Source organism: Sulfurospirillum deleyianum DSM 6946, assembly GCF_000024885.1.
Classification (GTDB): domain Bacteria; phylum Campylobacterota; class Campylobacteria; order Campylobacterales; family Sulfurospirillaceae; genus Sulfurospirillum; species Sulfurospirillum deleyianum.
The window spans coordinates 492515-506235 of sequence record NC_013512.1 but is presented as its reverse complement, the minus strand read 5'-3'; the positions used below and the strand labels follow the sequence as shown (position 1 = coordinate 506235).

The following is a 13721-nucleotide window of genomic DNA, read 5'->3' as shown; positions in this document are numbered from 1 at the left end:
GTTAAAAATTGTCAAAGTAGGTTATTTGACTTTTTTAGCCTCAGGAGATGTAGGATAATTTGCTTTCAATGCCTTATAAAAACCTTGTGCTTCCTTAGCTTTTCCAAGTTTTTCAAAAGAAGTTCCTGTATGGTATAAGAGCGTTGGAATATATGCTGCTTTATCAAATAAGGAAATACTTGTCTTATAATATTCAATCGCCGAAGCATACGATTTTTTACTATAGGCAATCTCACCCAAATTAAAATTTACTTTTGCAGGTTTATAATTGCGGTTTAATAACTCTTTGTATAAAGGTTCTGCATTGGTATAAGATTTGTTTTCAAAAAAGGTATCTGCTTCTTTCATTAAGCTAGCACTATCTTTAGAACTCAAATCTTGCTTTGAAGTCACACTAGGTGTAGACTCTTTTTCTGTCTTTTTTTCATCTACCGCAGACGATTTTTGCTTAGAAATGGCATTTTTATTCTGCTTTAACTCATTTTCAAGCTGTTCAAATTTTTCTTTTGGAACATAACTCTTATTAATAGAATCGATGAGCGTACCTAGTTCGCCAACTACTGACTTAACTTTTTCTTGATTTTCAAGTTGAATTTTTCGGCTTTCTTCAACATACTCACGCAATTTAATAATCTCATCTTCCATCTGTCGCATACGTTCATCTTGTTTTGCAATTTTTGTTTCATAACTTTGTAAAACAGATCGAACACCTTCATAATCTTCAGAAGAAACATTAGTACTTGAACTTTTTTCAGGCTCTCTATAACGTATTGGTGATGAATGAACTGACTCTCCATTTTGTGGAAGAGTTTGAACTTCTTGAGAAGGAACACTTTTAGAAGAAATACCATTGCTATCAATAGTACCGTAAACAGAAGGTTCAGAAGATAACGCTACTATTGGAAGTAGCGCTACCGAAAATAAGAAAAACTTTTTTTTCATTTTATAGACAATTATGGAAGTACTTTAAACTCAGCTCTTCTGTTTTTTGCCCAAGCATCTTTATTGTGCTCGTTAACAGCAGGATTGCTTTCACCATAACTTACAACTGTAAGTCTATCAGCATTCATACCTTTTGCAACCAAACCATCTTTAACACTTTTTGCTCTTTTAAGACCAAGCGCATAGTTGTACTCATCTGTACCGAATTCGTCACAGTTACCTTCAACTTTAATTGAAAAGTTTTTTGCCTCAGCAGAGTTAAACAATGCAGCATTTGCATCGATATTTGTTTGTTGATCTTTACGAACATTGTATTTGTCAAAATCAAAATAGATTGTTTTAGAATTTGCTTCTAAAGAAGCAATCAATTTTTGAAGAGCACTCATACCATCATCAACACTTGATTGTGTATCAGCAGTTGATTTAGTCATATCAACCTCTGGACTTTTTTGACTACAACCAGTCAAAACTAAAACTGCTACCGCTAAACTTGTTAACGCTAATTTACCCATTATTAAATCCTTTTTGGAAATTAAATTTACAACTTTGGAATTATACCATTTTTTTTTTAAAAATTACCAATCAATTGACTGAAGTTTACCTGTTTTTAGCTCAAAATGATACGTTTTGTTTGCATTTAAGCGAATAATGCCTAAGGCACTCTGATTTCCAAACTGCTTTATATACATAATTGTATCAGGATCATTTGCAAAACGAGGATATAAATTCTCTCCTGCTGCTGTTAATTGTCTCAAATAATCTGTATTCGTAGAAATAAGATAAAGATTGAACGTATTACGTCCAAAGGCATTGTCTGCTTCTCTGCTCGAATAAACAATATAATTATCATAGGTTGAAATAGAGTTTTTATTTTTTCCATGATAGACGAGTTTTTCGAAACTTTTATCATAAATACCTTGAGCAAAGATATCAGGGTTACCTAATCTATCAGAAACAAATGCAATACGTCTGTCATTATCAATAAAATTACCATTAACATCAATACCTGCATATTCTGTAATTTTTGTAATTTTGCGACTTTTTACATCATATAAGTAAATATCAGGCTGATCTTTGGGCGCCATAGTGAGCAAAAGTTTACTTCCATCTTTGGAAACATCCGAACATACAATCATACCATTACTTGAAATAATACTTTTACGGGCACCTGTTCTTAAATCATAATGATAAATTGTAGGCTCAGCCCCATTATAAGAAGTATAATAAAATGCGTTTTGTTGATCATTTGCCCATTTTGGGAAGATATTTAATCCTCCTGCAACCATCACTTTTTGATAACTAAGCGTATAGTCTGAAACAACAATTTCACTTTTTTTAGTCCCTGTATATTTTGCAAAAATCACAGACTGCTCCATCCATTTAATAGAGGGAGCTCCTATTTGGTCATTGACATCTATAATAATTTTGTGTGCCAAGAATGGATGTCGCTTGAGATCATTTAAAGAGTATGCCTTTTCAAAAGTTGTTGCACCTGTTTTAGCATTAATAAATTTAACATTGGCAGACATCGTATTGATATTACTATTAATGCTAAAACGTAAAATTGAATCAACTTTTTTTTCAGAAAGAAAATTCTCGAAAGGTCCACCTTCATAACTACTTTGTAAATATTCATCAACAACTTGAAAATGACTACTGACTCGTAAATCGCCAACCAATAGTTTGAAAAATTTTTGTCTTAATGCCATATCTACATTTTTAGCACTTGCATCCTGAACAGCAATTTTTGGTAAAACATCTATTTTTTTAACAATCTCAACCGTCGCATCTGCTGCATACGAAAACAGTGCAAACACCATTAAACAAATCATTTTTTTTATCATGACTTACTCCTTCATATCTTTAAATTCAACAGGTAACTCAAAAAGCTCACCTTTGTCATATTTTGGAAATTCTTCACTTTCCATGCTTTTTAAGAACTCTTTTAATTTTGTATTAAAATCATTGTTATACGACAATGAAACTATTTTATAACTGAAAACACCTTGATTACTTACTTTGATAATTACTTTAGCAACATTTCCATTTTCAGTATCAACTGTTTTTTGCCAATTTTCTTCTAAAATTTCTTGTACCTTACCAATAAAAGGATCATACTCACCACTTTTTTTACTATCAATCAAATGCTTTTCTTCTGCAAAATTTAAAGAATTGGCGATTTTAGAAGCAACATTCTCGCTCTTTTCTTTTGTCTCTTCTTTATTTGGCTTAATACGTGTTGGTTGTGTTTGATTTTTTTTCTGCTCTTTTGCTTCTGGTTTCAATTTAGAAGTATTAATATCTTCAAATAAACCTCTTAAAGATTGACTTTTAACTGCTTCTTTTGGAGATGAAGCAACTTTCTTTTCTTCACTTTTCGGTTTTTCTGAAGGTTTTTCAACAGGTTTTTTGATCTCTTCTTTTTTTCTCTCTTCTTTTAATTTTTCAGAGTTATTTTTTGTTCTTTCTACTAAAGAGACATTCATTGGATCTTTGTTTGAAGTATAATTTTTAAGTGTCTGTTTCTCATGGCTTAACATATAGCCAAAAAAAATAAGAATAAAAATATAAAGGAGGATGGACAATGTCCACCCTAAGGAGGCATATTTATTAACGCTTGACACGTTAGCTATCCATTCGTTTCTAATGAAATATTAGTAAAACCAGATTGTTTAACAGTTTTAAGTACAAACATAACATCTTTATACGAAAGTCCCTCATCAGCTTTAATATAAACAATACTTTTTAAAGGATATTTACTTTTTTGCATCATAAAACTATCAGCGAACTCCGATAACATAAAACTGTCATTTTTTAAATAAACTTTTCTATCTTTCGTAATTCTAATTTCTAATTCTGGTAATTTATTTACAACAGATGATTTACTTCCATCAGGAAGCTTAATCACCTCTTCATAAACTAAAGCGGGTGTAGTTACCATCAAAATTGCAAGAAGTACCAACATAATATCAACTAAGGGCGTAATATTTAGTTCTGGTACTTCATCTAATTGACTATGCATTTAATTATCTCTTTTTGTTTCATTGGCTGAGAGTAAAATATCAACCTCTCTTTGCACATAAACAATCACTTCATATGCCTTACGTCGCAAAAATAAGTTTGCACTATACGCTGGAATAGCAACAAAAATACCTGCTGCTGTCGCAACTAAAGCTTCACTAATGGCAGGAGCAATGACACCTAAAGAAGCGCTTCCTGATTGTCCAAGTCCACTAAAAGTTTCTAAGATAGAGACAACCGTACCAAAAAGACCAATAAAAGGAGCTGTTGAAGCAATAATTGAGAGCATCCATAACGCACTTGTTGCATTTTTCTCAGCTACATTTTTACAAACATTAAGCAATTTTTCAGATGTTCCTGAAACACTAGAGCATTTTCTTAAAATCGAATCATCACGTACATTTTTTGCACCCATCAACATCGATTCAAGAGAACTCTTCTCAACAGAAAGCCAATGATTTAAATAAAGGTGCCTACCAAATAGTATCCCAAATGTAATGATAAAATAAGTAGACAACCAAATCATAATAAACCATGTAACAAAACCGCTTCGAGCGGCAAAATTAATCACCAAATCAAGAAATGACATATCAATTAAAACTTTTTCAATTTAGCAGCAGATTCAATTTTTGCTGTTGCCATTGCAATTGCAACATCAGAATCACTAATACTTTTCAAAAGCTCTTTTGCAGCTTCTAAAGATTTAGCAACTTCACTTTCACTTGTCCCACCAATAGAAACTGCTCCATCGGCTAAAATAGTGACAGAGTTCTCATCAACTTTCACATGTCCCCAATTAATGGCAACGACATCGTGATTTCCATCTTTAAGTTCAATGTCAATAATACCTGCTTGCAACAATGCTACAATAGAGGCATGGTTTGGAAGTACTCCAAACTCACCCTCTTTCCCAGGAAGTGTAACACCTTTGACATCGTTGGTAAAAATTTGACCCTCTGGAGTGACAATCTCCAATTTAAGTGTATTCATTTTTAAACCTTATTGCTTCTTAGCTTTTTAATTTTGCAGCTTTCTCAATTACTTCTTCGATACTTCCTACCATATAAAAAGCAGCTTCTGGTAAATCATCATATTTACCTTCTAAGATACCTTTAAAACCTGCGATTGACTCTTCAAGCGTAACATATTTTCCAGGACTTCCTGTAAATACTTCTGCAACGAAAAATGGCTGAGACAAGAAACGTTCGATTTTACGAGCACGATCAACGGTTACTTTATCTTCTTCACTTAACTCATCCATACCAAGAATTGCAATAATATCTTGTAAATCTTTATACTTTTGAAGAACTGCTTGTACACCACGAGAAACATTGTAGTGTTCAGCACCTAAAATCTCAGGATTAAGCATACGTGAACTAGAATCCAATGGATCAACCGCTGGGTAAATACCTTTTTCTGCAATAGAACGGTTAAGTACTGTTGTTGCATCTAAGTGCGCAAAAACTGTTGCTGGAGCAGGGTCTGTTAAGTCATCCGCTGGGACATAAACTGCTTGAACAGAAGTAATTGAACCTTTTTTGGTCGATGTAATTCTCTCTTGGAATTTACCCATTTCGCTTGCAAGGGTTGGTTGGTAACCTACCGCTGAAGGAATACGTCCAAGAAGTGCTGACATCTCTGCACCAGATTGTGAGAAACGGAAAATATTATCAATAAACATCAATACATCTAATCCCATTTCATCACGGAAATACTCAGCCATTGTAAGACCTGTTAGAGCAATACGGTTACGTGCTCCTGGAGGCTCACTCATCTGACCATAGCACAGTGCAACTTTATCCAAAACATTAGAGTCTTTCATTTCATGGTAAAGGTCATTTCCTTCACGTGTTCGCTCACCAACACCAGCAAAGACAGAGTATCCACTATGCTTAAATGCAACGTTGTGAATCAATTCCATAATAATAACGGTTTTACCTACACCAGCACCACCGAAAAGCCCAACTTTACCACCCTTTGCGTAAGGAGCGAGAAGGTCTACAACTTTAATACCTGTCTCAAAAATTTCTGATTTTGTACTTTGCTCTTCAAATTTTGGTGGTTCTCTATGAATTGACCATTTTGTTTTACCAGCAACGGGCTCACCTTGGTCAATAACATCACCAACAACGTTAAAAATACGTCCTAAAACTTCTTCACCAACAGGAACTTGAATAGGATTTCCTAAAGCTTTAACTTCGATTCCTCTTGTTAAGCCCTCGCTCATATCCATAGCAATTGTTCTTACACGGTTGTCGCCTAAATGTGCTGCTACTTCAAGAATCAACTTTTGTTTTTTACCTTCTACTTCATAATTCACTTCAATCGCTTCATTGATTTTAGGAAGGTAGCCATTAAAATCGACGTCAACAACTGGACCCATGATTTGGCTAATTAATCCATTCATTGAATATTCTCCTTTTATTTTTTAAAAAACAGTTTATTTCATAGACTCTACACCACTGATAATCTCAATGAGCTCAGTAGTAATAGACTCTTGTCTTGCTTTATTATATGCGAGTGTAAGAACACCCACACGCTCTTTCGCATTATTGGTTGCATTTTCCATGGCTTGCATTCTTGCACTATGCTCAGCAGCCAATGAATCAATCAAGGCATAATACATGTTGTACTCAAAATACTTTTGAATTAAAGAATCCAAAATCTCTTCACCATTAGCTTCTGGTTCAACTTCCATTAAAGAACTTGTCTCTTTTGCCTCAATCGGTGATGCAACAGGTACAATATCTACGATTTTCAACTCTTGAGAAATCATATTTTTATACCCATTGTGTACAAGAATAACTTTATCAGTTTTTCCATCAATAAAATCGTCAATGGCACTTTTAATAATTTCTTGTGCTTTTTCATAACTAGGGCTAGAACTCACTCCAGCATAAGTGCTCAGAAGTTCAATACCTTGGAAATTAAAAAATGCGATACCTTTACGTCCAACTGCACGCAATCGAACCGTAATATTTTGGGCAGAATACTCAGCCAATAGATGACGCACTGCTTTAATGGTTTGAACATTAAAACCACCACACAACCCTTTGTCTGCTGTTACAAAAACAACATCAACAATACGTGGTGTTTGATTATTATCAAAAAAACGACTCTCAACTGCACCATTTTTATGCTGATTTATTTTATAAGCAATCTCTGAAAGCACTTCATTAATTTTAATCGCATACAAGCGAGATTGCTTTGCTGCCATTTCAGCTCGTTTCAACTTTGCAGTTGAAACGAGTTTCATAGCTCGTGTCGTTTTTTGAGTGTTTTGAACACTCTTGATTTTTCTTTTTATCTCTTTAAGGTTTGCCATAGCTTATCCTTACTTGACTGCAAACGTCGCTTTAAACTCGCTCAATGCCTTATGTAATTGCTCTTCTAATTCTTTATCAATTGCTTTTTTAACGTTAAGTTGTTCAATAATATTTGGATATTTTGCAGCAACGTATGAGTTAAGTTCCGCTTCAAAACGACTCACCTCTTTTACATCAATACTATCCAAATAACCTTTAGCACCTGCGAAAATAATTAAAACTTGCTTTTCAATAGCAATTGGTGCATATGGAGGTTGTTTGAGAAGCTCAACCATTCTCTGACCACGCTCTAATTGTTTTCTACTTGATTCATCAAGATCACTTGCAAACTGTGCAAATGCTTGAAGCTCACGGTATTGAGCAAGATCAAGTCTCAGTGTTCCTGCAACTTGTTTGGTTGCTTTAATTTGAGCCGCACCACCAACTCGGCTTACAGATAAACCAACGTTAATCGCAGGACGAATACCTGAGTTAAATAAATCTGATTCTAAGAAAATCTGACCATCTGTAATTGAAATAACGTTTGTTGGAATATACGCAGAAACGTCACCCGCTTGTGTCTCAATAATAGGAAGCGCTGTTAGTGAACCTGCACCCAATTCATCATTGACTTTTGCAGCACGCTCTAGTAATCTTGAGTGTAGATAAAAAACATCACCAGGGTAGGCTTCACGACCTGGAGGACGGCGTAAAATCAATGACATTTCACGATAAGCAACCGCATGTTTAGAAAGATCATCATAAACGATCAACGCATGCTTGCCACTATCTCTAAAATATTCACCCATAGAAACACCAGCATATGGTGCTAAAAATTGCATTGCAGCAGAATCACTTGCTCCTGCATTAACAATGATTGTATAATCCATAGCTCCATGCTCTTCTAGCTTTTTAACGACTTGAGCAACCGTTGATTGTTTTTGACCAATCGCAACATAAATACATGTAACATTTTGACCTTTTTGGTTAATGATAGTATCTATAGCAATCGTTGTTTTACCTGTTTGTCTATCACCAATAATCAACTCTCTTTGTCCACGACCAATGGGAACAAGGGCATCAATTGCTTTAAGTCCTGTTTGAAGAGGCTCATGTACGGATTTTCTCGCCATAATACCATGTGCTTTTTCTTCAACGAAACGTGTCTCAGTAGCGTTAATTGGTCCTTTTGCATCAATAGGATCTCCCAATGAGTTAACAACACGACCAACAAGCGCTTCACCAACAGGTACACGTAAAAGCTTTCCTAATCGTTTAACAGAAGAACCCTCTTTAATCTCATTACAGCTTCCAAGAACAACAATACCTACACTTGATTCTTCAAGGTTAAGTGCCATTCCTCTCTCACCATTTTCGAACTCAACCATTTCACCAGCCATAACGTTCTTTAACCCATAAACGTTTGCAACACCATCCGCAACGGAAATAACTTTTCCTGTCTCTTCGATGTCAACATTGAGTTCAAAGTTTTCAATACGCTCTTTAATGATTGAACTGATCTCATCAGCTTTCATTTTTGCTCCCACAATTACTCCTTATCTTTCTTTGTTTATTCTTCTAAAATATACTAAATTGCTTTTAAAATATGTTCGCTCATTTGAGCTTTGAGTCGCTCAAGAGAAAAACGTACTTCTATCCCTAAATCATCTAACTCTACCTTAATACCAGGATACGCATTGACACTATTTTTTAACGAAATACTCGCACCAAATTTTTTACTAAAATTATCTTCTAGAAGTTTTATTTGTCTTTCATTCATCGCAAAGCTTGTAGAAATAGTACCAACGAACTTGTTATTTTTCAGTGCTAGCTGGTATTTAAGTTCATCTGCAATAGAAGGTATTAATTTAAGTCTATCATTGTTGTTTAAGAGTTTAACAAAATTCGTTAATTTTACATTCTTTAGCGTTAACAATGAAACCACAAACTCCGCCTTAGCATGTTTTGATACATGAGGAGAAAGAACAATATTGTTAAACTTATCAAGGCTAAACAGATGGCTTAAAGTAGATAGTTCATTTGAAATTTCTACCAATTCATCGTTGGTACAGCCTTTCATAAGGGCATTGACATATTTTTTTGCTATTGCACTACTCATTATGCAACCTTCTTATTCACAATTTTAACCATCTCATCATCGCCTAGAGTAATAGAACCCTCTTTAAACATCTCGTCTAAGACATTTGAGATAATTTCTCTTTGCATTCTACGCTGTTCTATTGCCATACGATCTTGAAATGCTTTTTCTAAATTACTTAGTTCTGCATCTGCCTCTTGTGCAATTTTTTCTGTCAGTAAAACTGCCTCTTTTTTAGCAGTTTCAATCAAATTTTTTGCATTTACTTTTGCTTCTTCAACTTTTGCAAGGGCTATCTCTTTTTTGCTATTAGACTCTTTAAGTTTAACTTGAATTGAATCTAACTTCGTTGCAATCTCATTTTTTCGACCTACATACCATGCTTTAAGATCATTCGCAACATAGTAATACATGATTGAAACAAAGATTAAAAAGTTAACGGTTCTTGGAAAAATATCTGTTCCACCACTTCCCTCACCACCACTGGCTAAAAGGGCAATAGGTGTTAACAAGAGTAAAAAATAATTGATCTTCATTTTTTATCTCCTTAAATTGTGTTTAATTTTGCATGAACGCTCTCTTTGAAAAGAGGCATTTGTGCCATTAAACTATTTTTAAACTCATTTTTTTCTGATTCTAACGTTGTGAAGAAAACGCCTGTTTGAACTTCAAGTTCATTTTTCTTCTGCTCAATACGTTTCAAAGCTTTCTCATTTGCTTCGTTTATCGCAGCCTCACGAATTTTTGCAGCTTCAAACTTGGCTTCAGACAAAATTGTTTCTATTTCTTGGTAATAGGCAACAACGTCACTAGCATTTTTTCCTGCATTTTCTAAATCACGGTTAATAGAGTTATTTCTATTATCAATAAACTCTAAGAGTGGTTTATATAATGTTTTGTTAAGAACAATCAACAAAACTAAAAATACAGTTCCAGTCACTAGTAAGAGTGCTGGTATGATATCCAACATAATTCTTGCTCCTTTGGCTCGAGATGAGACTCAATTTTTAAGATTTTTTTTGATACAAGTTAAAGTTACTTTTAGAAAATTTTGGCGAATTTTACCATAGTAAAGGAAAATAGTTTATTAAACGTGTGACAAAAATAGATTAATTTATTGGAAACGTTCTAAAAAAGTATGAATTGATTCACCATTTTTAAAATGAATCGTAATAGTATTTGATTTTGGTTTAGCCTCAAAACCAAGCTCTTTTAGGCGTACTGAGACCATTTCCAGTTCTTCAGAGACGTTAATAGTGGTTTTTTCTTTTTTACCAACAGGTTCTTCACTGTTTTTTAACTTTTTTACCAGTGCTTCTGTTTCACGCACACTTAATTTTTGACCTAAAATAGTGTTAACAACCGTCTCTTCATCCTTAGGCTCAAGTCCAACCAAAACTTTTGCATGTCCTTGGGAAATAACGCCTTCAGCCAAATATTTTTTTGTTTGTTCACTTAACGATAACAGACGAATGGTATTGGTAATTTGGGTACGACTTTTATGAATAATTTCAGAAAGTCCATCTTGTGTGATTTGATACTCTTCAATCAACTCTTTATAAGCAATTGCTAGTTCAATAGGATTTAAATCTTCTCTTTGAATATTCTCAATGAGCGCAAGTTCTCGCAAATTTTTGGATTCAATATCAGCTACAATCGCTTTGATTTTTGTAAATCCTGCTAATTTACTCGCACGTAAACGTCTCTCGCCTGCTAAAAGCATATAATCATTGTCTTTAGCAACTACGATGATAGGTTGCAAAAGACCATGTCGTTTAATTGATTCACTTAACTCTTTTAACGCTGTTTCATTAAACGTCACGCGGGGTTGATAAGGATTTGCTGTAATACGCTCTATATCAATTTCGCGTACCAAATCTTTAGCTTGTTCAATATCTTGTTTATACGCCTCTTCAACGTCTTCTATAATAGCACTTAATCCTCGACCTAAAACTTTTTTTGTACTCATATTAACTCACTAAAATAGAATTGGCAAGATTTTGATAGGCTTTTGAACCAGGAGATTCAACATCATATAAAATAATAGGTTTGCCAAAACTTGGAGATTCAGCCAATTTAATATTTCGGGGAATCACGACGTATGAGGCACTCTCTTTATCTAAAAAAAGCTTGTTTTTAAAATGTTCTTTTAAATCAGCAAAAACCTGTTTTGAAAGATTGTTTTGCGTACTGTACATTGTTGGTAAAAAACCTTTAATCTCAAGGGTTGGATTGATGGTTTTTTTAATCAGCTTTACCGTATTCAAAAGCTGTGCAAGTCCTTCTAATGCAAAAAACTCACATTGAATCGGAATAATAACTGAATTTGCAGCACTCAGTGCGTTAATCGTAATACTTCCAAGTGCAGGAGGAGAATCAATGATAATGTAGTCGTACTGATCTCGAATCTCTTCAATTTTGGTCTTTAAGATAAGTTCTCGCCCTTTGGTATTGTTATCATAAAACTCTTTTTCAACACCAACCAATCCAATGTTTGAGGGTGCTACATGTAAAGTGGAAAGAGAGGTCTCTAAAATAACTTGTGAAAGGCGCTTTCTCCCAATGAGAACGTGATAAATGTTGTACTCATAATCGCTTCGATGAAACCCAAGACCTGTGGTAGCATTGGCTTGAGGATCAATGTCGATCAATAACACGCGCTTTTCAGCAACTGCTAAGGAGGCAGCCAAATTAATAGCAGTCGTTGTCTTACCAACACCGCCTTTTTGATTTGCTATCGCTATAATCTCGCTCATCGTAAACTGTACACCTTTTTATTTTCTAGCTCAATAGAGCCATCATCACACAATATCGCATCTTTTAAAGAGACCAACTTGCCATCTAAATGAAAAGAATAACTTCGATTTTTGTCAAATTCTATCTTATAATTACTAAAAACTTTCTTCCATGTTTTCTTTTCTGTAATCTTTTCGACCAGCATTTTTGCCAAAAGCGCTGGGGCAATGGCAATATCTAATTTACCAAAATTTTCAGGGGCAAAAGCGATATTTAATCCAACAGACCCGACAATATTCGAACCAATTTTAGTCGTAATCATCCCGCCAATTTTTTGTGTATCAAGATAAAAATCATTGGGCCATTTCAACCATACCTTCGATGCTTGTTCCGCTAAAATTTCTTTCATGAGTGCAGAAAAATAAATGGAAACGGAGGCTAAAGGTAAATCTAAAGGTAACGCTTTTTCTTCGAGGCAAAAGGAGAAGAAGAGATTGCCCCCTTCTCCAATCCAACGATTTCCTCGACTACCAACCCCGTTGGTTTGGATATCTGCACCAACGCCACACGGAGCGAAAAGAGTACCATTTCGTAACGCTGTTATTAAATAATGATGTGTGGATTCAAGCGTTTCAAACCAATGTATCACCACGACCCAATCGCTTTCCTCGAATATAGTCCACTGCAGGCATGGCATTCTTCGAGACTGGTTGAAGTATTTTAAGAAGCACTTTTCCTTTTTTACATGTAAGGATTATACCCTCTGTTTCAATCCCATCAATCATCCCAACTGACGCATTGCATGAGCTCTCATCCACCAAACATATATCTAAAAGTTTTAATCCAGACTCCAAATAAATTCCAGGCCAAGGAGAAAGCGCTTTAAAATGCTTCATTATCTCTATTGCGTCAAGTTCAAAAGAGACTAAACCATCCTCTTTTTTAATTTTTTTACAATGGGTTGCATTGGCACTTACTTGTTGAATCGGTAAAAGTGCAGCAAAGTTTTTAAGGGTTGTTAACGTCAATCGTGCTGCACATGAAGACAAGGCATTAAATAATAAAGATGCATTATGCTCTGGCTCAATTTTAAGATACGAAAATCCCAGCATGGCACCGGTGTCTAATCCCTCTTCCATCAACATAGATGTCACACCTGTGTAAACTTCGCCAGCAAGTAATGCGGACTGAATCGGACTTGCCCCTCTGTATTTTGGTAATAAGGAGGCATGCAGGTTAATACATGGAGCAATATCGAGCACTTCACGAGGTAAAATTTGCCCATATGCGGCGACCACAATAAAATCAGGACGGCACGCAGCAATTTTCTCCTGAGCCTCTTTGCAACGCAGAGTTTTAGGTTGAAAAATCTCTACATGTAAACCCTGCTCTAAAAGCCACGCTTTCGTATGCGGTGGTGTTAAAAGCTGTTTTCGTCCGACAGGTTTATCCTCTTGAGTCACCAAAAGAATAACCTCAATAGAAGGTTCAAGACAGAGCGCTTCTAAGATGGTTGTTGCATACGAAGGCGTACCCATAAAAACTATTTTCAATTTCTCATTCCTTCGCAGATGTTCACTCTTCACATACATACTTCGGTTCCAAACCTATCAAAGTGA

At 35.0% G+C, this 13721-nt stretch carries 17 protein-coding genes; all 17 read right to left on the bottom strand.

The genetic code is table 11. From position 1 onward, the window contains the following. Positions 1 to 21 precede the first annotated feature (21 nt). The 17 genes from SDEL_RS02690 to fmt all read right to left on the bottom strand — a co-directional run bounded on the left by SDEL_RS02690 (position 22) and on the right by fmt (position 13694). Positions 22 to 942, bottom strand: a complete 921-nt coding sequence (locus SDEL_RS02690) for a tetratricopeptide repeat protein (RefSeq protein ID WP_012856325.1) — start codon at positions 940 to 942, stop codon at positions 22 to 24. A gap of 11 nt (positions 943 to 953) precedes the next feature. Then, a complete protein-coding gene (locus SDEL_RS02685) occupies positions 954 to 1454 on the bottom strand; it encodes an OmpA family protein (RefSeq protein ID WP_012856324.1) in 501 nt (166 codons plus the stop codon). 63 nt (positions 1455 to 1517) lie between these two features. Continuing rightward, complete coding sequence (gene tolB / locus SDEL_RS02680; RefSeq protein ID WP_012856323.1) at positions 1518 to 2786, bottom strand: Tol-Pal system protein TolB; 1269 nt, start codon at positions 2784 to 2786, stop codon at positions 1518 to 1520. Between the two features lie 3 nt (positions 2787 to 2789). Then, a complete protein-coding gene (locus tag SDEL_RS02675) occupies positions 2790 to 3566 on the bottom strand; it encodes an energy transducer TonB (RefSeq protein WP_012856322.1) in 777 nt (258 codons plus the stop codon). A 5-nt stretch (positions 3567 to 3571) separates the two neighbouring features. Next, on the bottom strand, positions 3572 to 3964 hold the full coding sequence (locus tag SDEL_RS02670) for an ExbD/TolR family protein (RefSeq protein WP_012856321.1): 393 nt from the start codon (positions 3962 to 3964) through the stop codon (positions 3572 to 3574). Further along, positions 3965 to 4552, bottom strand: coding sequence for a MotA/TolQ/ExbB proton channel family protein (locus tag SDEL_RS02665; protein WP_012856320.1), 588 nt, complete (start codon positions 4550 to 4552; stop codon positions 3965 to 3967). It abuts the gene before it with no gap. 5 nt (positions 4553 to 4557) lie between these two features. Then, the gene (gene atpC, locus SDEL_RS02660; RefSeq protein WP_012856319.1) at positions 4558 to 4953 is read right to left on the bottom strand and encodes an ATP synthase F1 subunit epsilon; all 396 of its coding nucleotides are present in this window, start codon (positions 4951 to 4953) and stop codon (positions 4558 to 4560) included. Between the two features lie 19 nt (positions 4954 to 4972). Further along, entirely contained in the window at positions 4973 to 6370 is a 1398-nt protein-coding gene (gene atpD, locus SDEL_RS02655) for a F0F1 ATP synthase subunit beta (RefSeq protein WP_012856318.1), read from the bottom strand. 33 nt (positions 6371 to 6403) lie between these two features. Beyond that, a complete protein-coding gene (atpG, locus tag SDEL_RS02650) occupies positions 6404 to 7288 on the bottom strand; it encodes an ATP synthase F1 subunit gamma (RefSeq protein ID WP_012856317.1) in 885 nt (294 codons plus the stop codon). A 9-nt stretch (positions 7289 to 7297) separates the two neighbouring features. Then, a complete protein-coding gene (atpA, locus tag SDEL_RS02645) occupies positions 7298 to 8803 on the bottom strand; it encodes a F0F1 ATP synthase subunit alpha (RefSeq protein WP_012856316.1) in 1506 nt (501 codons plus the stop codon). Between the two features lie 53 nt (positions 8804 to 8856). After that, positions 8857 to 9387 (bottom strand): F0F1 ATP synthase subunit delta, encoded by a 531-nt coding sequence (locus SDEL_RS02640; protein WP_012856315.1) that lies wholly within the window; start codon positions 9385 to 9387, stop codon positions 8857 to 8859. After that, positions 9387 to 9902, bottom strand: coding sequence for a F0F1 ATP synthase subunit B (locus SDEL_RS02635; RefSeq protein ID WP_012856314.1), 516 nt, complete (start codon positions 9900 to 9902; stop codon positions 9387 to 9389). The genes SDEL_RS02640 and SDEL_RS02635 overlap by 1 nt, the downstream gene beginning before the upstream one ends. A gap of 11 nt (positions 9903 to 9913) precedes the next feature. Continuing rightward, on the bottom strand, positions 9914 to 10336 hold the full coding sequence (locus tag SDEL_RS02630) for a FoF1 ATP synthase subunit B' (RefSeq protein WP_012856313.1): 423 nt from the start codon (positions 10334 to 10336) through the stop codon (positions 9914 to 9916). A gap of 144 nt (positions 10337 to 10480) precedes the next feature. Continuing rightward, complete coding sequence (locus SDEL_RS02625; RefSeq protein WP_012856312.1) at positions 10481 to 11335, bottom strand: ParB/RepB/Spo0J family partition protein; 855 nt, start codon at positions 11333 to 11335, stop codon at positions 10481 to 10483. Between the two features lies 1 nt (position 11336). Continuing rightward, positions 11337 to 12122, bottom strand: coding sequence for a ParA family protein (locus tag SDEL_RS02620; protein ID WP_012856311.1), 786 nt, complete (start codon positions 12120 to 12122; stop codon positions 11337 to 11339). Next, complete coding sequence (locus SDEL_RS02615) at positions 12119 to 12754, bottom strand: biotin--[acetyl-CoA-carboxylase] ligase (RefSeq protein WP_012856310.1); 636 nt, start codon at positions 12752 to 12754, stop codon at positions 12119 to 12121. Before SDEL_RS02615 ends, SDEL_RS02620 begins: the two co-directional genes overlap by 4 nt. Further along, complete coding sequence (fmt, locus tag SDEL_RS02610) at positions 12735 to 13694, bottom strand: methionyl-tRNA formyltransferase (RefSeq protein ID WP_012856309.1); 960 nt, start codon at positions 13692 to 13694, stop codon at positions 12735 to 12737. Before fmt ends, SDEL_RS02615 begins: the two co-directional genes overlap by 20 nt. Between the last annotated feature and the right edge of the window lie 27 nt (positions 13695 to 13721).

Bases quoted from the DNA above. Each gene is read 5' to 3' on its own strand.
- SDEL_RS02690 (WP_012856325.1), bottom strand. From the start codon at position 942: ATGAAAAAAAAGTTTTTCTTATTTTCGGTAGCGCTACTTCCAATAGTA.
- SDEL_RS02685 (WP_012856324.1), bottom strand. From the start codon at position 1,454: ATGGGTAAATTAGCGTTAACAAGTTTAGCGGTAGCAGTTTTAGTTTTG.
- tolB (WP_012856323.1), bottom strand. From the start codon at position 2,786: ATGATAAAAAAAATGATTTGTTTAATGGTGTTTGCACTGTTTTCGTAT.
- SDEL_RS02670 (WP_012856321.1), bottom strand. From the start codon at position 3,964: ATGCATAGTCAATTAGATGAAGTACCAGAACTAAATATTACGCCCTTA.
- SDEL_RS02665 (WP_012856320.1), bottom strand. From the start codon at position 4,552: ATGTCATTTCTTGATTTGGTGATTAATTTTGCCGCTCGAAGCGGTTTT.
- atpC (WP_012856319.1), bottom strand. From the start codon at position 4,953: ATGAATACACTTAAATTGGAGATTGTCACTCCAGAGGGTCAAATTTTT.
- atpD (WP_012856318.1), bottom strand. From the start codon at position 6,370: ATGAATGGATTAATTAGCCAAATCATGGGTCCAGTTGTTGACGTCGAT.
- atpG (WP_012856317.1), bottom strand. From the start codon at position 7,288: ATGGCAAACCTTAAAGAGATAAAAAGAAAAATCAAGAGTGTTCAAAAC.
- atpA (WP_012856316.1), bottom strand. From the start codon at position 8,803: ATGAAAGCTGATGAGATCAGTTCAATCATTAAAGAGCGTATTGAAAAC.
- SDEL_RS02640 (WP_012856315.1), bottom strand. From the start codon at position 9,387: ATGAGTAGTGCAATAGCAAAAAAATATGTCAATGCCCTTATGAAAGGC.
- SDEL_RS02635 (WP_012856314.1), bottom strand. From the start codon at position 9,902: ATGAAGATCAATTATTTTTTACTCTTGTTAACACCTATTGCCCTTTTA.
- SDEL_RS02630 (WP_012856313.1), bottom strand. From the start codon at position 10,336: ATGTTGGATATCATACCAGCACTCTTACTAGTGACTGGAACTGTATTT.
- SDEL_RS02625 (WP_012856312.1), bottom strand. From the start codon at position 11,335: ATGAGTACAAAAAAAGTTTTAGGTCGAGGATTAAGTGCTATTATAGAA.
- SDEL_RS02620 (WP_012856311.1), bottom strand. From the start codon at position 12,122: ATGAGCGAGATTATAGCGATAGCAAATCAAAAAGGCGGTGTTGGTAAG.
- fmt (WP_012856309.1), bottom strand. From the start codon at position 13,694: ATGTATGTGAAGAGTGAACATCTGCGAAGGAATGAGAAATTGAAAATA.